Raw genomic sequence first — 18,953 nt, 5'->3', positions numbered from 1 at the left:
TCGATGGCCTTGACAGGGTCGACGCCCAGCCCACCGGTGAACAGCGACCAGACCAGAAGCGCACCCGGTACCATACCCAGAAGATAGACGGGCCAGGTCGGGATCTTCCGAACGACCGAACTGATCGGCGGACCGATACGCGCCGCGAGGTTCAGAACTTCACCGACAGGTCCATGCCCTCGTAGAGGGACGCCACCTCGTCGGCATAGCCGTTGAACGGCAGCGTATCGACCCGCTTGGCAAACAGCCCGCTGCCGATCACCCGCTCGCTCGCCTGCGACCAGCGTGGATGGTCCACATCCGGGTTCACGTTGGCGTAGAAGCCGTATTCCTTCGGCGCGCTTTGCTGCCACGTGTTCAGCGGCTCTTCATCGATTAGGCTGATCCGGACGATCGACTTGATCGACTTGAAGCCGTATTTCCACGGCACGACCAGCCGCATCGGCGCGCCGTTCTGGTTGGGCAACGGCTCGCCATAGAGGCCCGTCGCCATCATCGTCAGCGGGTGCATCGCCTCGTCCAGCCGCAGCCCCTCGGTATAGGGCCAGTCGAGGATCGGTACGTTCACGCCAGGCATCACCTCGGGCAGGACGGCGGTCTCGAAAAGGACATGCGTCGCGCCGGACTGCACCCCGACCTTCGTCAGAAGCTTGTTCAGCTCGAACCCGTTCCAAGGGATCACCATCGACCATGCCTCGACGCAGCGGAACCGGTAGATCCGCTCCTCGGTCGGGATGTCGCCGATCAGGTCGGCGAGATCGTATTCGCCGGGATTGTCCACCAGGCCGTCAACCGCCACGGTCCACGGCTCGGTAACCATCGCACCGGCGTGCTTGGCGGGATCTTCCTTGCCAAGGCCGAACTCGTAGAAATTGTTATAGGTGGTGATCTCTTCCCAGGTGTTGGGCTCCAGCGCCTCCTGCGCACGCGCCGCGACCCCCAGCCCGCTGGCCACCGATCCCGCCCCCATCGCAGCAATCAGCTTGCGGCGGTTCAGCCAAATTCCCTTCGGGGTCACATCGGCGCGGGTCAGGTCGGACTTGAACATCGGGGCCTCCGGCTGTCGGTCGTATCGGTTGCCCTTCGTTACCCTATCGGGCGCGGGCGCGTCGCACTAACTAGCGCACCTCACGAAGAAGTAAGGATGTAGCCGCGGATTTGTTCCTATTCGGCAGCCATCCGCGCTTCGGCGGGTCCGCGCGGGTGCAGGATGTGCATCGGGATCGATGTGCCGTCGGGCTGGACGATCCGCACGTGCCGCCGCCGCATCTGTCGCGGTTCGGTGACGCCGACGGAATGGGCGATTATCTCGACTTCCTTGACGATGCCCGTGGCGTAGGCGGCGACGCGCGCCCACTTCTCCTCGGCCACGAGGCCCTTCTGGAACCTCGGGTCATGGGTGGTGATGCCCGTCGGGCAGGTGTTCTTGTTGCATTTCAGCGCCTGGATGCAGCCCAGCGCGAACATGAAGCCCCGCGCGCTGACGACGAAATCCGCGCCCGCGGCCAGCGCCCATGCGATGTCGCCCGGGTTGACCAGCTTGCCGCTCGCCACCAGCCGGATCCGATCCTTCAGCCCGGCCGCGTCGCGCAGGCCGCTGACCATCGGCAGCGCCTCGCGGATCGACATGCCCACGAGGTCGATCAGCGGCATGGGTGCGGCACCCGTGCCGCCCTCGCCGCCGTCGAGCGTGATGAAATCCGGCGCGCACTCGGCCCCGCGCGCGACGATCCGGTCGAACAGCTCGACGAAGCTCTCCTCGGCGCCGCCCACTGTCTTGATGCCCACAGGTTTGCCCGACACCTCGCGCAGCCGTCCGATCAGGTCGAGCAGCTCGTCCACGTTAGACGCCTCGGCATGGCGGTTGGGGCTGATCCCGGCCTGCCCCGGCTCGAGCCCACGGATCTTGGCGATCTCGGGTGTGACCTTGGCGGCCGGAAGGATGCCGCCCTTGCCGGGCTTCGCACCCTGCGCCAGCTTCAGCTCGAACATCTTCACCTGCGGGATGGCCGCCATCTCGCGCAGCTTTTCCTCCGAGAGGCTGCCCTCGATATCGCGGACGCCGAACTTCGCCGTCCCGATCTGGTAGACAAGGTCGCAGCCGCCCTCGAGATGATACTCCGACAACCCGCCTTCGCCGGTGTTCATCCAGATGTCCGCCTCGGCGCAGCCCCGCGACAGCGCCTGCACCGCGGGCTTCGAGATCGCGCCATAGCTCATGCCCGAGAGGTTGAAGATCGACCGCGCGACATAGGGATTGGGCGTCCCCGCCCCGATCACCATCGGTTCTGTCTTGGCGGCCTGCTGATCGAGCGGCGGGAAGGCCGCGTTCACGAAGAGCGGCGTGCCCGCGACGCGGATGTCCCGCGTCGAGCCGAAGGCCACCGTGTTCGGCATCCCCTCGCCCGCGCGCTTGATCCAGTCCCGCTGCGCGCGATTGAAGGGCAGCTCTTCGCGATCCATCGCGAAGAAATACTGCCGGAAAAACTCGCCCAGCTCGGTGAACAGATGCCGGAAGCGGCCGATCACTGGGTAGTTCCGCCGGATCGCGTCCTCGGTCTGGGTGCGGTCGATCACGAAGAGGACGGCTGCAATCAACACGCCGAGCCCGACGAGGAACACGAAGCTCAGGGCCAGAACCTCCAACACCCATGCGGTCCAGTCGATCATCGCGCGGCTCCTCCGTGACGGCGGCACCTTGCGGCCCGCGTCCCCGCATCGCAACCCGTCCCCCGATCACGAAGACGGGGCGGCCCCGTGAAGGACCGCCCCGCGAAGGTTCGTCCGGGTGCGGATCAGCTCGCGGGCAGGATCACGCCGTCGATCACGTGGATCACGCCGTTCGTGGCTTCGATGTCGGCCGTCACGACGGTCGCGTCGTTGACCGTCACGCCGTCATCGAGATCGATCGTCAGGGACTGGCCGTCCAGCGCCGTATCGGCCTGCATGTCGTCGGTCAGGTCGGTGGACATCACCTTCCCCGGCACGACGTGATAGAGCAGGATATCGGCAAGCTGCTGTTTGTTCTCGGGCAGGAGCAGCGTCTCGAGCGTGCCTTCGGGCAGGGCAGCGAACGCCTCGTCGGTCGGGGCGAATACGGTGAACGGGCCTTCGCCCGACAGCGTCTCGACGAGGCCCGCGGCCTCGGCGGCGGCGAGCAGGGTGGTGAAGCTGCCAGCCTCGGTCGCAGTCTCGACGATCGTCTTGGCATGGGCGTCGGCCAGCGCCGGCGCGGACAGCGCGGCGGTGGCGAGAAGGGCCGTCAGGGTCTTGCGGATCATGGGGTCTCTCCAGGTCTCGTTTGCAGGGGACCGCCCCGATCACGGGGCCGGCGAGAGACAGATAGGGGCCCGCTCGCGGGGGGCTTTCCGCCGATGCTGCGCGCGGCCGCATTGACGTGATCGTGCCCGCGCCTTAGCCGCGCCACGCCGGGCCGTTCAAGGCCACGGCGGGTGACGAAAACGTGATCCGCGGCCGCTCAGGCGAGGCTGTCGATCACCGCTTCGAGGTTCCGGATCCGACTTCGGGGTGCGGGATGGGTCGACAGGAATTCGGGACCCCGCGCGCCTTGGGCCGCCTCCATCCGCCGCCAAAGCTCGATGGCGCCTCGCGGGTCGAAATCGGCCTCGACCATCGAACGGACCCCCAGCGCGTCGGCCTCTTCTTCCTGCTCGCGACCATAGGGGCGCAGGATGCCGACCTCGACCCCGAGGCCCAGCGCCGCCGCGATCTCCTCGGCATATTCGATCTCGCCCCAGTTCAGCAGCCACGCGACCACGCGCACGCCCCAGCCGCTCGCGGCCTGCGCGCTCATCCGCTCCTTCGAATGCTCGGCGTCGATGTGGCCGATCTCGTGACCGATCACGGCGGCGAGCTGGTCCTCGGTCGCCGTCAGCCGCATCATCCCTTCGTGGATGCCGATCTTGCGGCCCGGCAGGGCGAAGGCGTTCGCGCTCCGGTCGGCGAAGACGGCGAATTCCCACTCGCCCGGTGCATGGCCCGCCGCGCGCAGCAGCCGCCCGGCCACCCGACCCACGACCTCCGCGTATTCAGCATTTGACGAGAGCGGCTTCTGCGCCGTCATGTCCCGCCACGCCGCCAGCCCCATCCGCTCGGCCTCCGCATCCGAGACGAGCGAGACGTCGCAGGCCGAGACGGTCGCGGCGAGGGGCATCACGGTCAGGAAGCGGCGGCGGGAGAGGCAGAGATCGCACATGCACCCGCAACCCGCCGGACCCGCCCCGCGTTCCGCGCAGCGAAAAGGGCGACCCGTCGGGCCGCCCTCCACACGTTCTGAATCGACAGGGTTTGCCGCAGATTGGGGCGTCAGTGGACCACCGCGTCCTCGGGCGGCTGCCGGTCCGAGGTCGCGACCCGGTCGCCGATCCTCAGCCCATCGGCCGAGGCGCTGACCGGAACGACCGCGTCGTCCCCGATCTCGCCGGCGAGGATCATCTCCGCCAGCGGGTTCTGCAGCGAACGCTGGATCACGCGCTTCAGTGGCCGCGCCCCGAACACCGGGTCGTAGCCTTCCTCGGCCAGCCAGCTCCGCGCCGCATCGTCCAGCTCCAGCCGGATCTTCCGCCCCGCCAGCCGCTCGGCCAGCCGTGCGATCTGGATGTCCACGATCCCGTCCATGTCCGACCGGGCCAGCCGATCGAAGATGATCGTCTCGTCCAGACGGTTCAGGAACTCCGGCCGGAAATGCGCCCGTACCGCGTCCATCACGTCCCGCTTCGCGTCCGAGGCGTCGGCCCCGTCCGGCAACTGGCTCAGGGCCTGCGCCCCGAGGTTCGACGTCAGGATGATCAGCGTCTGCTTGAAGTCGACCGTCCGGCCCTGACCGTCGGTCAGCACACCGTCGTCCAGCACCTGAAGCAGCACGTTGAACACGTCCGGATGCGCCTTCTCGACCTCGTCGAACAGCACGACCTGATAGGGCCGGCGCCGCACCGCCTCGGTCAGCACGCCGCCCTCGTCGTAGCCGACATAGCCCGGCGGCGCGCCGATCAGTCGGCTGACGGCGTGTTTCTCCATGAACTCGCTCATGTCGATGCGCACCATCGCCCCGTCATCGTCGAACAGGAACTCGGCCAGCGCCTTGGTCAGCTCCGTCTTGCCCACGCCGGTCGGCCCGAGCATCAGGAACGAGCCCAGCGGCCGTGCCTCGTCGTTCAGCCCCGCGCGCGCCCGGCGCACGGCGTTCGCCACCGCGGTGACGGCCGGACGCTGGCCGATGACCCGGCGGCCCAGTTCATCCTCCATCCGCAGAAGCTTCTCGCGCTCGCCTTCCAGCATCTTGGACACCGGCACGCCGGTCCAGCGCTCGACGACACTCGCGATCTGCTCGGGGCGCACGGCTTCCTCGACCATCAGGTCGTTCTCGCCCTCTTCGGCATCACCCAGTTGCTTTTCCAGCTCCGGGATGGTGCCGTATTGCAGCTCGCCGGCCCGCGCGAAATTGCCGTCCCGCTTGGCCTGATCCAGCTCGACCCGCAGGTGGTCCAGCCGCTCCTTCAGGTCACGCGCGGAATCGAGCTTGTCGCGCTCGGACTGCCATTGCGCGGTCAGTTCGGCCGACTGCTGCTGCACCTCGGCCAACTCCTTCTCGAGCGTCACCAGCCGATCCTTCGATGCCGCATCGTCCTCGAGGCGCAGCGCCTCGACCTCGATCTGCTTTTGCAGGATGTCGCGGTCCAGCGCGTCCAGCTCCTCGGGCTTGGAGTCGACCTCCATCCGCAGACGGCTCGCCGCCTCGTCCATCAGGTCGATCGCCTTGTCCGGAAGGAAGCGGTCGGTGATGTAGCGGTTCGACAGGTTCGCCGCCGCGACCAGCGCGCTGTCGCTGATGCGCACCCCGTGGTGCAACTCATACTTCTCCTTGATGCCCCGCAGGATCGAGATCGTGTCCGCGACCGTCGGTTCCTCGACCATGAGCGGTTGGAACCGCCGGGCCAGGGCCGCGTCCTTCTCGACATACTTGCGGTACTCGTCGAGCGTCGTGGCGCCGACGCAATGCAGCTCGCCCCGTGCCAGCGCCGGCTTGATGAGGTTCGCGGCATCCATCGCGCCATCGGCCTTGCCCGCGCCGACCAGGGTGTGCATCTCGTCGATGAACAGGATCACTTCGCCCGCCGCGGCGGTCACTTCGTTCAGCACGGCCTTGAGCCGCTCCTCGAACTCGCCGCGATATTTCGCGCCCGCGATCAGCGCACCCATGTCCAGCGCCATCAGCTTCTTGTTGCGCAGGCTCTCGGGCACGTCGCCGTCCACGATCCGCAGGGCCAGACCCTCGGCGATGGCGGTCTTTCCGACGCCCGGCTCGCCGATCAGGACGGGGTTGTTCTTGGTGCGACGGCTCAGAACCTGCATCGCGCGCCGGATCTCCTCGTCGCGCCCGATGATGGGGTCGATCTTGCCTTCGCGCGCCGCCTCGGTCAGGTCGCGGGCATATTTGTTCAGCGCGTCGTAGCTGTCCTCGGCGGATGCGGAATCCGCCGTCCGCCCCTTGCGCACATCGTTGATCGCGGCGTTCAGCGCCTGGGCGTTCACCGCGCCCGCGTCCAGCGCGTCCTTGGCCCGCGACTTCACCATCGCCAGCGCCATCAGCACCCGCTCGACCGGCACGAAGCTGTCGCCGGCCTTCTTGGCCACGCTCTCCGCCTCATCGAGGACCTTCGTCAGGTCGCGCGACAGATAGACCTGTCCGGCATCGCCCGACACCTTCGGCAGCTTGGCGACGGCCCCATCCACGGCCCGCCGCACGCGATCCGGCGCACCGCCCGCAGCGGCGATCAGGTTGGCGGCCATGCCCTGTTCATCATCCATGATCGCCTTGAGCAGATGCTCCGGCACCAGTTGCTGATGCCCCTCGCGCGTGGCGATCGTCTGGGCGGCCTGCAGGAAGCCGCGTGCGCGTTCGGTAAACGTCTCCAGGTTCATGACCCGTCTCCTTGCGTCAAAGCGTCCGCCGGCGGCCGCCCCGAATGGGCACGGCCAAGTCGCGGACCTCACGCGATGGAGATGGGAGCACTGTTGCCGATCTGCAACCCATGCGCCGGACGAAAATCGGGCGGCGCCCCGGCCAGGGCACCGCCCGTGTCTCGGACCCCGAGGGGCCCCGGATCGCGTCTTACTTGTAGACGCTTTCCTTCCCGAAATGCTTGGTCAGCATGTAGTAGATCACCGCGCGATACTTGTTGGTGTCCGAGCGGCCATAGGTCTCCATGACGCTGTCGATGGCCTCGTCCAGCTTGGCGCCGTCCGAGAGGCCGAGCTTCTTGATCAGGAAGTTGTTCTTCAACGTCGCCATCTCGCCAGCCTGGCTCGCCGCGATGGTCTCGCTGTCGGCGTTGTAGATCGAGGGTCCGCAACCGCGCGTGACCTTGCGCAGAAGATCCGTGTCCAGATCGATGCCCTTGTCCTTGACCACCTGAATATACTTGCCGACCTTCTCGTCCAGCTTGCTCATGACGTCCTTCTCCACTGTCCTGCGCGCGGCGCTCTGGCCCGCTCGGCCGAAGTCTTGCCGACCCTGCCCTGCAAAATAAAGGAAAACTTCAACGGCAGAGGCCCCAGCCCCGCGCCTGCAGGTGGAAGTGGTCGGCATGGGCGGCATTGTAGTCGGGCCCGAGAGTCGTGGCGAACCAGCGACATGCGCCGTCGCGCGCGGCCCGCCAGAAGGCGCCATCCGGCCCGGTCCAGCCCTGCGCGAGTTCCAGCCGGCGACCATCGACCAGCGTCACGGCCCGGATGTCGATGGCCTCGGCGGTGGCGTGGAGGCTCATGCGCGTGCCGCCACGGATCGGGCGGCAATTATAGCTGCCCTGATGATGGAGGCGCGCGACGGCCTGTCCGAGATGCACGGCGGCGGCGGGTTGAAGGGCGTGCCGTTCCCACATGGCGAGGCGCAGCGCGGTGGTGCAAGTCGTCTCGACGGGCGCGATGTCAGACGATCCGACCGCGGTCAGGGCAAGACGCGGATCAATGCCGCATTGCGCACCGCCATCGAGGGGCGGCATCGGCTCGAACCGCGCGCCCGTGCGGAGCGCCGCGTCGCACCGGTCGTCCGAAGACAGGGCCCGCCGAAGCTGCAATCCCGTAAGCGGTCCGGTCGCGGCGGTCACGTCGAGGGGGATCAGGGGGTTCCAGCCAGCGGGCAGCGGACTGCGTGCGTCCATCAGGAGCCACCAGCCGCCCCAGCACAGTAGGACCAGGATCGAGAGGCGTGCCGTGATGCGGGCGAGTATGCGGAACCGGTCGGACATGGCCTTTGGTCGCAAGAGGAAGCCTACAAGAAAAGGCCCCGCGCAATGCGCAGGGCCTTCGTCGTCAGAGTGTCGGAGCGAATTAGTAGGTTTCGCCGACGGTCATGCCGAGGGGCAGAACATTGCCGGTCTCGTCCCACTCGGGCATCGCCTCGAGTTCGGCTTCGGTCAAGGCGTTCAGGACGATCGCATCATCACCGATCACGAAACGGTCGAGCGGGATGGCGACGTCGTGCTCGCCGAGGCCGAGGAACCCGCCGACACCCACGATGGCCATCAGCTCGGTGCCGTTGGTGATCAGGCGGTCGACTTCACCGACGTCGTTGCCGGTCTCGCCGAGCACGTTCATGCCCACGAGGTCCGAGACGCGGTAGTCGGCGAACGCACCGTAGAGGCCGGCAGCCGCTTCGCTGTCAGCAAGCAGGATCGTGTCAGTCTCGGCCATCGCGGCCTGATCCGTGACGACGATGTTGGCGTCGCCCTGCTCTTCGAGCGTGACGTTGGCTTCGGCCTGATCCACGAGGATCTGCGCGTCATCGGCTTCTTCGATGTTCACGACCGGATCGGCCTGCGTCAGCTGAACGTTGCCTTCGCCTTCCGACTCGATCGTCACTTCGGCATCGGCCTGGGCGACGGAGACGGCGGCGGATTCGGCGCGGTTCACGTTGATCTGGGGCTCGGCCTGCGTGACCTGCACGTTCGGCTCGGATTCCTGGATCGTGATGCGCGGCTCGGGGCGCACGAAACGGACGATCGGCTGGGGCTGCTGCACCGAGATCTCGGGCTGCGCCGTGGCGACGTTCACGTCGGGCTCGGGCATGCGGACCGTGATGGTCGGCTCGGGGATCACGACGACGACTTCCGGCTGGGCCTGCTCGATCGTGATGATCGGGGCCTGCTGCTCGACCGTCACGGTCGGCTCGGCCACGGTCACGGTGATCTCGGGCTGGGCCTGCTCGACGAGGACTTCGGGCTGAGCCTGGTCGACGGTCACGACCGGGTCGGCGACGGTCACTTCGACGTCGGCATCACCTTGCTCGACGACGATCTGGCCGCCCATCGCACCGGCGACGGTCGACGTGGTGCCTTCCATCACGAAGCCTTCGGTCTCGGCCATGCGCGGCTGACCGTCGGCATCCAGCAGGCGAACACCTTCCGCATCGGTGATCATGCCTTCGGAATCGGCCATCAGGGCCGTGCCGTCTTCGTTCAGGGCGGCGTTGCCCTCGGTGTCGTAAATGGCGGTCTGGGCGACGATCGGCGTCGCGAACAGCGCAGCGGCAGCCACGCTGCTGAGAAGCAGCTTGTGCGTATTCATGGGAATCTCCCGGTTGGCGTTTGCAGTGTCCCTACAACCCGCCTCCCCCCCGATTCCGTTCCCGATCAGACCCCAATAATTATCATTGGAACCATAGGGCTGCCCCGCGCGTATTGACCTTTACGCGGGGCCAAGGACGCCAGATCGCGCCTAGTTTTCGGGCGCCGTGGTCTCCAGCTCGACCGCACCGGGCCGCGGCGCGGGCGCGCCGGCCACCGTCACGTCGAGCGGAAGCGCCTCGACCTCGGGCGTGGCCTCGAATGCGGGCATCGCCTCAAGCGTTTCGAGATCCATCTCCTGCAAAAGGACGACACCATCGGCCGGGGCCAATGCGGTCAGCGGGACGGCCACGTCGTGTTCGCCGAACCCGAGAAAGCCGCCGATCCCGAGAACGGCCTGCATGTCGGCGCCGGCCTTCAGGACCTGCTCGACCTCGCCGATGTTCTCACCGGTGCCGGTGACCACCGTCAGGCCCACGATATCGCGAACCGCGATGTCGGCGAAGGCGCCGTAAGCCCCGTCGGCCACCTCCTGCGCGCCCGCGGGCAGACCGGCGAGCAGAAGCGCCGCCCCCGCGACGCGGATGGAACTACGGAAATGCATGTCATCCTCCTCGTGTTGGGCCGGAGCGATCCCGGCTGTCCGAGGCTAGGGGCGGGCGAATGCGGGGCCGATGACCTGCGGCACGGGGCCCCGGATCGCGCGACGATCCGCCCGTTCGCGCCCGTGCGCCCGGCAGAAAAAGGCCGCATCCCCGACAGGCGGGAACGCGGCCATGATCCGCCGATAGACCTGCGTCAGTAGCGGTAATGCTCGGGCTTGTAGGGCCCGTCCTGCGGCACGCCGATATAGTCGGCCTGCTCTTTCGAGATCGGCGTCAGCTTCACGCCGATCCGGTCCAGATGCAGCCGGGCGACCTTTTCGTCCAGATGCTTGGGCAGGATGTAGACACCCGGCTGGTATTCCTCGCCCTTGGTCCAGAGCTCGATCTGCGCCAGCACCTGATTGGTGAAGCTGGCCGACATCACGAAGGAGGGGTGACCGGTCGCATTGCCGAGATTCAGAAGACGTCCTTCGGACAGAAGGATGATCCGGCTGCCCGAGGGCATCTCGATCATGTCCACCTGTTCCTTGATGTTGGTCCACTTGTGGTTCTTCAGGTTGGCGACCTGGATCTCGTTGTCGAAGTGGCCGATATTGCCGACGATCGCCATGTCCTTCATCTCGCGCATATGCTCGATGCGGATGACGTCCTTGTTGCCGGTGGTGGTGATGAAGATGTCGGCCGAGGACACGACGTCCTCCAGAAGCACCACCTCGAACCCGTCCATCGCGGCCTGCAACGCGCAGATCGGATCGACCTCGGTGACCTTCACGCGCGCGCCCGCGCCGCGCAAGCTGGCCGCCGAACCCTTGCCTACGTCGCCATAGCCCATCACGACCGCGACCTTGCCGGCCATCATGGTGTCGGTGGCACGACGGATGCCGTCGACCAGCGATTCCTTGCAGCCGTACTTGTTGTCGAACTTCGACTTGGTGACCGAGTCGTTCACGTTGATCGCCGGGAAGGGCAGCAGGCCCTTCTTGTGCAGGTCGTAAAGGCGATGCACGCCGGTCGTCGTCTCTTCCGAGACGCCCTTGATCGCGTCGCGTGTCTTGGTGAACCAGCCGGGGCTCGCCTCCATGCGCTTCTTGATCTGCGCGTGGATGGCCTCTTCCTCCTCGGAAGTCGGAACGCCGAGGTCCTCGCCCGCCTCGGCCTTGGCGCCCAGCAGGACGTAGAGCGTCGCGTCGCCGCCATCGTCGAGGATCATGTTCGCGCCCTCGGGGAACATGAAGGACCGGTCGAGGTAGTCCCAATGCTCGGTCAGGGTCTGGCCCTTGACCGCGAAGACCGGCGTGCCACCCGCGGCGATCGCGGCGGCGGCATGGTCCTGGGTCGAAAAGATGTTGCAGGACGCCCAGCGCACGTCGGCGCCCAGCGCGATGAGCGTCTCGATCAGGACGGCCGTCTGGATCGTCATGTGGAGCGAGCCGACGATACGCGCGCCCTTGAGAGGCTTCGTCTCGCCGTATTCCGCACGGCAGGCCATCAGGCCGGGCATTTCGGTCTCGGCGATGTCCAGTTCCTTGCGGCCGTATTCGGCCAGCGCGATGTCGCGGACGACGTAGTCTTCAGCCATGTCCCGGCTCCCGATATCAAGTTTCGGGCGGGGCGTATCACCGTGGCGGCGTCACGGCAACGCGGCCGGTTCGCGCAACCTCAGGAGGGAATGCCTGCGACGTGATGGCGCGGAAGCGCCGGGAGCCAGTCGGTCCCCGCCGCCATGATGCAGGACTGTCCGTCGGGATGGGTCATGAGGATCGTCCAGGTGCCGTCGGCGTCGCTGATCCAGACCTCGAAGACGGCCGTGTCGTTCTGAAGGCCGCCGCCGCTGTAGCGCTCGCCATAGGTCATCGCCAGCTGGTCGATGACATGCTCGCGGGGGCCGCAATTGTGTGATTGGGCCACGCCCGCCGAGGGCAGCACGAGAGCGGCGATGAGGGTCAGGGCAAGGCGCGTCGTCATCGGGGAGATCTCCCGTCAAGCTGGGGGGCGGCACGTCATCCGCATGGGGATCAAACCGGATCGGCGGCGAAATGGTTGCATGGCGCCCGATCACGGCTATGCCATCAGGCATGAACACGAGGCGACCGAGGGCGTGGCAGCGGATGCTGTCGGGGCGCAGGCTGGACCTGCTGGACCCCACTCCGGTTGATATCGAGATCGCCGACATCGCCCATGGCCTCGCCTTCGTGGCACGCTGGAACGGACAGACGCGGGGCGACTGGCCTTATTCGGTGGCCGAGCATTCGCTGCTGGTCGACGACATCCTCTGCCGGACCGGCGCGGCCACGCCGCGGGAACGGATGACCGCACTTCTGCACGACGCGCCGGAATACGTGATCGGGGACATGATCTCGCCGGTGAAGGCGGCGGTGGGCCCCGGCTACGGCGCGCTGGACGAGCGGCTGCAGGCCGCGATCCATCTGCGCTTCGGGCTGCCGGCCGTGACCGCGCCGCGACTCAAATCCCGGATCAAGCGGGCCGACCGCGTGTCGGCCTGGCTGGAAGCGGTGCATGTCGCGGGCTTTTCGGAGCCCGAGGCGGACCGGTTCTTCCGCCGCCCCGACCCCGAACTAATCGCCGGGCTCTCGGTCCGGCTCCGCCCCCCGGCCGAGGCGCGCTCCGCATATCTGGAGCGTCACGCGGCGCTGTTGGCCGCGATGGACGCGCCGTGAGCGGGCTGCACGTGCGCCCGGCGCGGCCCTTCGACGGGGGCGCGATGGCCGATCTTCTGAACGAGATCATCCGCATCGGCGGCACGACCGCGATCGAAGGCCCGGTAACCGGCGACGAGCTGCGCGAGTGGCTGGCGGATGCCGCGGCCTGGCATGTCGCCGAGGACGCGGGCGAGATCGTCGGCTTCCAGTGGGTCGAGCATCGGCCCGACCTGCCCGCCGACGCCGTGTCCATCGCGACGTTCGCCCGGCCCGGACGGCAGGGTCTCGGGATCGGGTCGAAGCTTTTCGAGGCGACGCGCGCCGCCACGCGCGAGGCGGGCATCCGCGCCATCCATGCCGTCATCGCCGACTACAACGACAGCGGGCGCGCCTACTACCGCTCGCGGGGGTTCGAGCGGATCGCGGGCGCGCCCGAGGGCAAGGTCGTCAAGCTGTACCGCCTCCGCTGAGCGGAGGCGCGTCGGGTCACCAGGTGCCGACGCGGGCCATCCAGCCCAGATCGTCGTGGCGCGCGAACTCGCCACGCGGACGCGACGGGGTGCGCATGGTGCCGTGACCGATGCGGGGACGGCGCGACAGGGCGGCGCCAAGGAGAAAATCTGCGATGGAGGTGAACATGGGACGGCTCCGGGGGACGGGGTTCTGGTGTCAGCGGCATATGTGCGCGCAGCACCCGTCACGCCAATCTGGACCATTTCGCAGTTGTAAGTCAGACTGACATCCATGATCGACTGGAAGCACATGCCCTCGCTCGCCGCGCTTCGCGCCTTCGAGGCCGCCGCGCGCAACGGATCGCTGTCGGCGGCCGCGCGCGAGCTGAACGTGACGCACGCCGCGATCGCCGGGCATGTCCGCACGCTCGAGACCTTCTTTTCCATGCCCCTCCTGATCCGCGCGGGTCAGGGGATGGAGCCGACGGCGGACGGCGCACTCTTGGCCTACGGGCTGACCGAAGGGTTCACGACGCTCTCGGCGACGTGCCGTGACCTGACCGATCGGCACGAAGCCCGACCACTGTCAGTTTCCACGACACCCACCTTCGCCGAGCATTGGCTGATGCCGCGCATCTCGTCCTTCTGGGCCGAACATCCGGAGATCAACGTCACCATCGCGCCCTCCGTCGCGCCAACCGACCTGCGCCGCGACGGGCATGACCTCGCAATCCGCTACGGCGACGGCGACTGGCCGGGTTTGGAGGTGGAGCCGCTGCTGCGGGACGATTTCTGCGTCGTCTCGGCCCCCGCGCACGCCGCGCAGCTGGCGGGAGCCGACCGCGAGACCCTCCGGTCCCAGCGCTGGCTGATCGCCGACAACCGCGCCGACCTGCCGCATCTGGCGCAGGGGCTCGACGTCCAGCCCAAGGCGCTGGCGCTTCTGACCTTCGCCACGAACGGCCTCGTGCTCTCGGCGCTCCGTGCGGGGCTCGGGATCGGCCTCCAGAGCCGGACCCTGATCCAGCGCGACCTCGATCAAGGACGCCTGGTGGAGGTGGCGCCGCTGCATCTCGACGGCATCGGCTATTACGTGGTGACGCGGCCCGGTGCCACCTCGGACAACCTGCGGCTCTTCCGGCGCTGGCTGCGCCGCGCGGTCTGACGGGACGCGGGCAGCGGCCGCGCTAGATCGATCCGGACCACATCGTCCCGGAGGACCTCCATGCAGATCGCCGCGCTCTACGGCTCCGCCGTCGTGTTCTTTCTCGTCGTCGACGCCATCATGTTGACCAACGTCATGAAGCCCCTCTTCGAGCGGCATATCGGCCATCTGCTGCAATCGCCGATCAATCTCGCGCCGGCGGCGGTGTTCTACCTCTTCTACGTGGCGGGCGCCGTCTGGCTGGTCGCCCTGCCCGCGCTCCGCGACGGATCGGTCGGGCAGGCCTGGGTCAACGGCGCGATCCTCGGGGCGCTCGCCTACGGCACCTACGAATTCACCAGCATGTCGGTCATGAAAGACTGGCATTGGTCGATGGTCGCCGTCGACACGACCTGGGGCGCGGTGCTGACCGGCACGTCGCTGGCCGTCGGGACCTGGGTCGCGATGCGCTTCGCCTAAGCGCAGGTTCGGCCTGCCGCACCGGCGGCGCCCGACCAGCCGACGAAGCGGCGACCCTCGAACACGAGGGTCAGGTCGTCCGACGCCGCGAAGGCATCGCGCCCGCCACCGCATGCGACGGGCCGGGGCGCGCGGCCCTCGACCCGCGCGACGCTCTGCAGCACGCCGTCGCGGTCCCGCCCGAAGCCGATCTCGCGCCCGCCGGACCCCGCCACGTCGAGCCCGCCCGGCGCGGGCACGAGGCTGAATCGCGATGGGGCGTCCGGCTGGGATGCGGGGGCAGCCACACAGCCCGAGAGGATCAGGAGCGCGGCCAGCGGCCGGATCATTTGGGCGACCGCTTCGCGAGGATGCGCTGCAACGTCCGGCGATGCATGTTCAAGCGCCGCGCCGTCTCGGAGACGTTGCGATCGCAGAGCTCGTAGACCCGCTGGATATGCTCCCAGCGTACGCGATCGGCGCTCATCGGGTTCTCGGGCGGCGGCGGCAGATCGCCCTCGCGGCTCAGGAGGGCGTTGGTGATGTCGTTGGCATCGGCGGGCTTCGACAGGTAGTCGGTCGCCCCGATCTTCACCGCGGCCACGGCCGTCGCGATGGCCCCGTAGCCCGTCAGCACGACGATCCGGCAATCGGGCCGCCGTTCACGCAGGCGCTCGACCACGTCGAGCCCGTTGCCATCCTCCAGCCGCAGGTCGATCACCGCGTAAGCGCTGGGCGCGGACTGGGCCTTGGCGATGCCCTCGGCGACGCTGCCGACGGCGGAGACGTCGAAGCCGCGCTTCTCCATCGCCCGTTCCAGCCTGCGCAGGAACGGCTCGTCATCATCGACGAGCAGCAGGGAGCTGTCCGGTCCGATCTCCTGCAATGTTGCGGTCATCCTCGGTCCTCGCGGTCTGGGTCTCCTTGAGATATGTGCAATCCTGCACTGGTCAAATCCCGGACCCCCACGCGACATGCCCACACAGCCCACCCGCAGCCTTCTGCCGCCCGAAGCCCATCGCCACGGGGTGCGGCTCGAAACGCTCGTGAACCTGCGATGGTTCGCGCTTCTGGGACAGTCGGTGACGGTGATCGTGGCGGTGCTGGGCCTCGGTTTCGACGTGCCGCTCTACTATTGCGCGGGCGCCATCGCCGCCGGGGCGCTGGCCAATATCGTCGCCGCGATGCGCGCGCCCGCCAGCGGCCGACTGACCGAGCGGCAGGCCTTCGCGTTTCTGCTCTTCGACCAGGTCCAGTTGACGGCGCTGCTCTTCGTGACGGGCGGGCTGCACAACCCCTTCGCGCTTCTCTTCATCGCGCCGGTCACCATCTCCGCCACGGCGCTCGGGCTGCGGTCGACGCTGGCGCTGGGCGCGGTGGCCATCGCGTTCATCTCGCTTCTGGGCGGCTACCATCTGCCGCTGCGGCTGCAGGACGGAACGGTGCTCGGACTGGCGCCGATGCAGCTCGCCGGTTCCTGGGTGGCGATCGTCGTCGGCACCTTGTTCCTGTCGGGCTTTGCCTTCCGCCTGACACGCGAGACGGGCCAGCTCGCCAGCGCGCTGCTCGCGACGCAGACGGCGCTGGCACGCGAACAGAAGCTGCAGGATCTGGGCGGCGTCGTGGCCGCGGCGGCCCATGAGCTGAACACGCCGCTGGCCACCATCAAGCTGGTCTCCTCGGAGCTGGTCGAAGAGTTGGCCGACCGGCCCGACCTGCGCGACGACGCGGCGCTTGTCCGCAGCCAGGCCGATCGCTGCCGCGACATTCTCCGGTCGATGGGGCGCACCGGCAAGAGCGACCGGCACCTCGAAGCGGCCCCCATCGAAGCGGTCCTCCGGGAGGCGGCAGGCCCGCATCTCGACCGTGGCATCGACGTCGAATACGACCTCCAGTCCGAGTCCGGCCAGTCCGAGCGACAGCCCCAGATCCAGCGCCGACCCGAGGTCATCCACGGGATGCGAAACCTCATCCAGAACGCCGTGGACTTCGCCGAAACGTCCGTCTGGGTCGATGTGCTCTGGACACCCGAGATCCTGACCGTGCGCGTCACGGATGACGGCGCGGGGTTCATGCCCGAGGTCCTGCCGCGCCTCGGAAACCCCTTCCTGCGCAGCCGCAACCGGCCCGGCTACGAGGGCATGGGCCTGGGGCTCTTCATCTCGAAGACCCTGCTGGAGCGGACCGGCGCGCGGGTCGCCTTCGCTAATGCCACAAGGCCGGGACGCGCCCGTCCGCGCATCCGGGGCGGGGCCGTGGCCGAGGTGACCTGGCCCCGCAACGCCATCGAGGCCCCCGTCGGCCCGCCCCTTGGCGACAACGCGCCGCTCGCAAGTTGACGTAAAGGTCATGTTAACCCGCCCTTAACCAGAATCGTTCACCGTCGCGGCCAGATTGCGAGAGGTGATGCGATGTCGGTCGCCCTACAAATGCTCCTGCCCGCCATGGGCGGCATGATCGCCGGGATCGGCGCATTGGGGGCCGTTCTGTGGCTGGCCCCGCGTTCCGTCGGTCGCGCCAAGGTCGCGCTCGGCTCCGATGCCGGAGACATCCTGTCGGAGCCGCGCCAGTTCCGCTTTCGCCATGGCTACCTTCTCGATCATTCCGACAATGTGGGCTTCCTGCTGCCCGCTCCGATCAACCATCTGAAAGCCTGGGACGAGCTTTCGGACGCGCTGGCCGATATCGCCGAAGGCACGCAGGCCGCGTTCGACGGGCTGCGCGATGCGGGGCGACCGTTCCGCCTCGAGGGGCGGTTCGGGCGCGACCGGATCATCGTGCTGGGCCAGCGCGATGGAGACGATATCCGCGTCACCGTCTCCTCTGCCGATCGCGACCAGGCCGCCGTTCGGATCGACGTCGCCGCCCTGCAGGCCATCGAATCCGAGACGGCGCTCCTGACCCGCGCCAGCGACGCCTCGCCGGCACTCGGCTGGGCGACCGATCCCGACGGGCGCGTGATATGGGCCAACGCAAGCTACCTCGCGCTGGTGGATCGCTGCGTCGGGTCGGACGCGGCGCGGGGCTGGCCCATCGCGGCGCTGTTTCCCGACGATGCCAGCGCGCCTCCGGGCACAGTGCGCCGCAAGGTCGTCGACCGGCGGGGCCGCGACCTCTGGTTCGAGGTGACCACCGGCGCCCCCGATGCGGAGGGTTTGCGCCTCGTAAACGCGCTGTCGCTCGACGCGGTGATCCAGGCCGAGGACAGCCTGCGCACGTTTATCCAGACGCTCACCAAGACCTTCGCCCACCTTCCCACCGGGATCGCGATCTTCGACCGCGCGGGCCAACTTGCGCTGTTCAATCCCGCGCTGATGGACATGACGGGCCTCGACGGCACATTCCTGTCGCGTCGCCCCCGCCTCAACGAGGTGTTCGACGCGCTCCGTGACCATCAGCGCCTGCCCGAGCCGCGCGACTACAAGGCCTGGCGCGATGCGCTGTCGGATCCGGCGCGCACCGATGCCGGTGGCACCTATACCGAAACCTGGACCCTGCCATCGGGCGTCACCTACCGAGTCACCGGTCGCCCGCAGGCCGATGGCGCGGTCTCGCTCCTTCTCGAGGACGTGACCGCCGATGTCAGCGAGAGCCGACGCGCCCGTCTCGACCGCGACATGCTGAGCGACCTGATCGACAGCGTCGACGAGGCGCTCGTGGTCTTTGATTCCGATGGCAGCCGTCTGGCCGCCAACACGCTGGCGCGAACCGATCTGGGTGGCGGGCGGGGACCCGCGCTGCTGCCGCCGACGCTCGAAGGCTGCATCGACCGCTGGTCGGGCCGTTGCGCACCGAGCCCCGTCTGGGGCGAGATCCGCGCCCTGCCGCGCATGCCGGGGCCGGAACGGGCCGCATGGGCCGAAACCCTGCGCCAGAAGGACGGGACCGAGATGACGATCAAGGTCACGCCGCTTTCGGGGGACCGCCTGTCGCTCGGCTTCGTGGAATCAACGCCCCGGATCTCGATCCTGCCGGATGCGGGGGCGCTGGTGCGGTCCGTTCAGGCCTGAGCCGCAGCCGAGACGCTTGCGCCCGTGCGGCGCGGGCGG

The 18,953-nt window shown here is 68.0% G+C and carries 21 protein-coding genes (1 of these 21 running past the window's edge); 6 read left to right on the top strand and 15 right to left on the bottom strand.

Annotated features, from left to right (window positions below):
- From Q0833_RS00575 to Q0833_RS00520, 12 genes are all read right to left on the bottom strand, one after another.
- Positions 1-74, bottom strand: partial view of a sulfite oxidase heme-binding subunit YedZ gene (locus tag Q0833_RS00575; protein WP_298429074.1) — the beginning only. The gene continues 460 nt to the left of window position 1, outside the view; only the first 74 of its 534 coding nucleotides appear in the window; its start codon is at positions 72-74; its stop codon lies off the left edge, out of view.
- A 77-nt stretch (positions 75-151) separates the two neighbouring features.
- On the bottom strand, positions 152-1,048 hold the full coding sequence (gene msrP / locus Q0833_RS00570; protein ID WP_298429071.1) for a protein-methionine-sulfoxide reductase catalytic subunit MsrP: 897 nt from the start codon (positions 1,046-1,048) through the stop codon (positions 152-154).
- Between the two features lie 116 nt (positions 1,049-1,164).
- Positions 1,165-2,670: an FMN-binding glutamate synthase family protein gene (locus tag Q0833_RS00565; RefSeq protein ID WP_298429068.1), complete on the bottom strand. Its 1,506-nt coding sequence runs from the start codon at positions 2,668-2,670 to the stop codon at positions 1,165-1,167.
- Between the two features lie 125 nt (positions 2,671-2,795).
- Positions 2,796-3,281, bottom strand: a complete 486-nt coding sequence (locus tag Q0833_RS00560; RefSeq protein ID WP_298429066.1) for a fasciclin domain-containing protein — start codon at positions 3,279-3,281, stop codon at positions 2,796-2,798.
- 197 nt (positions 3,282-3,478) lie between these two features.
- Positions 3,479-4,216, bottom strand: a complete 738-nt coding sequence (locus Q0833_RS00555; protein ID WP_298429063.1) for a M48 family metallopeptidase — start codon at positions 4,214-4,216, stop codon at positions 3,479-3,481.
- Positions 4,217-4,326: 110 nt separating this feature from the next.
- Entirely contained in the window at positions 4,327-6,942 is a 2,616-nt protein-coding gene (gene clpB, locus Q0833_RS00550; RefSeq protein WP_298429060.1) for an ATP-dependent chaperone ClpB, read from the bottom strand.
- A gap of 190 nt (positions 6,943-7,132) precedes the next feature.
- Positions 7,133-7,471: a DUF2853 family protein gene (locus tag Q0833_RS00545; RefSeq protein WP_298429057.1), complete on the bottom strand. Its 339-nt coding sequence runs from the start codon at positions 7,469-7,471 to the stop codon at positions 7,133-7,135.
- A gap of 88 nt (positions 7,472-7,559) precedes the next feature.
- Entirely contained in the window at positions 7,560-8,267 is a 708-nt protein-coding gene (locus Q0833_RS00540) for an extensin family protein (RefSeq protein ID WP_298429054.1), read from the bottom strand.
- 82 nt (positions 8,268-8,349) lie between these two features.
- Positions 8,350-9,585 (bottom strand): PRC-barrel domain-containing protein, encoded by a 1,236-nt coding sequence (locus Q0833_RS00535; protein ID WP_298429051.1) that lies wholly within the window; start codon positions 9,583-9,585, stop codon positions 8,350-8,352.
- Between the two features lie 150 nt (positions 9,586-9,735).
- Entirely contained in the window at positions 9,736-10,188 is a 453-nt protein-coding gene (locus tag Q0833_RS00530) for a PRC-barrel domain-containing protein (protein WP_298429046.1), read from the bottom strand.
- Positions 10,189-10,382: 194 nt separating this feature from the next.
- Positions 10,383-11,768 (bottom strand): adenosylhomocysteinase, encoded by a 1,386-nt coding sequence (ahcY, locus tag Q0833_RS00525; protein ID WP_298429043.1) that lies wholly within the window; start codon positions 11,766-11,768, stop codon positions 10,383-10,385.
- 80 nt (positions 11,769-11,848) lie between these two features.
- Positions 11,849-12,154 (bottom strand): hypothetical protein, encoded by a 306-nt coding sequence (locus Q0833_RS00520; RefSeq protein ID WP_298429040.1) that lies wholly within the window; start codon positions 12,152-12,154, stop codon positions 11,849-11,851.
- Positions 12,155-12,264: 110 nt separating this feature from the next.
- Between Q0833_RS00520 and Q0833_RS00515 the strand changes: the two genes are divergently transcribed.
- Both Q0833_RS00515 and Q0833_RS00510 read left to right on the top strand, forming a co-directional pair.
- Positions 12,265-12,867: an HD family hydrolase gene (locus tag Q0833_RS00515; RefSeq protein ID WP_298429037.1), complete on the top strand. Its 603-nt coding sequence runs from the start codon at positions 12,265-12,267 to the stop codon at positions 12,865-12,867.
- Positions 12,864-13,319 (top strand): GNAT family N-acetyltransferase, encoded by a 456-nt coding sequence (locus Q0833_RS00510; protein WP_298429034.1) that lies wholly within the window; start codon positions 12,864-12,866, stop codon positions 13,317-13,319. The genes Q0833_RS00515 and Q0833_RS00510 overlap by 4 nt, the downstream gene beginning before the upstream one ends.
- Positions 13,320-13,335: 16 nt before the next feature.
- Here the strand turns inward: Q0833_RS00510 and Q0833_RS00505 are convergent, their stop codons facing one another.
- Entirely contained in the window at positions 13,336-13,488 is a 153-nt protein-coding gene (locus Q0833_RS00505; RefSeq protein WP_298429031.1) for a hypothetical protein, read from the bottom strand.
- Positions 13,489-13,593: 105 nt separating this feature from the next.
- Between Q0833_RS00505 and Q0833_RS00500 the strand changes: the two genes are divergently transcribed.
- Both Q0833_RS00500 and Q0833_RS00495 read left to right on the top strand, forming a co-directional pair.
- Positions 13,594-14,466, top strand: a complete 873-nt coding sequence (locus Q0833_RS00500; protein ID WP_298429028.1) for a LysR family transcriptional regulator — start codon at positions 13,594-13,596, stop codon at positions 14,464-14,466.
- Positions 14,467-14,526: 60 nt separating this feature from the next.
- Complete coding sequence (locus tag Q0833_RS00495) at positions 14,527-14,925, top strand: DUF2177 family protein (RefSeq protein WP_298429025.1); 399 nt, start codon at positions 14,527-14,529, stop codon at positions 14,923-14,925.
- Here Q0833_RS00495 and Q0833_RS00490 read toward each other — a convergent pair.
- Positions 14,922-15,254, bottom strand: coding sequence for a hypothetical protein (locus Q0833_RS00490; protein WP_298429023.1), 333 nt, complete (start codon positions 15,252-15,254; stop codon positions 14,922-14,924). The genes Q0833_RS00495 and Q0833_RS00490 overlap by 4 nt on opposite strands.
- Positions 15,251-15,802: an ActR/PrrA/RegA family redox response regulator transcription factor gene (locus Q0833_RS00485; protein ID WP_298429020.1), complete on the bottom strand. Its 552-nt coding sequence runs from the start codon at positions 15,800-15,802 to the stop codon at positions 15,251-15,253. Before Q0833_RS00485 ends, Q0833_RS00490 begins: the two co-directional genes overlap by 4 nt.
- A gap of 76 nt (positions 15,803-15,878) precedes the next feature.
- Between Q0833_RS00485 and regB the strand changes: the two genes are divergently transcribed.
- Entirely contained in the window at positions 15,879-17,243 is a 1,365-nt protein-coding gene (regB, locus tag Q0833_RS00480; protein WP_298429017.1) for a sensor histidine kinase RegB, read from the top strand.
- Between the two features lie 90 nt (positions 17,244-17,333).
- Positions 17,334-18,914, top strand: a complete 1,581-nt coding sequence (locus Q0833_RS00475; RefSeq protein ID WP_298429014.1) for a PAS-domain containing protein — start codon at positions 17,334-17,336, stop codon at positions 18,912-18,914.
- Positions 18,915-18,953: the final 39 nt, after the last annotated feature.

The organism is uncultured Jannaschia sp. (assembly GCF_947503795.1).
Classification (GTDB): Bacteria; Pseudomonadota; Alphaproteobacteria; order Rhodobacterales; family Rhodobacteraceae; genus Jannaschia.
Note: the sequence above shows the minus strand (reverse complement) of the source record. Positions and strands in the feature narration are given on the sequence as shown.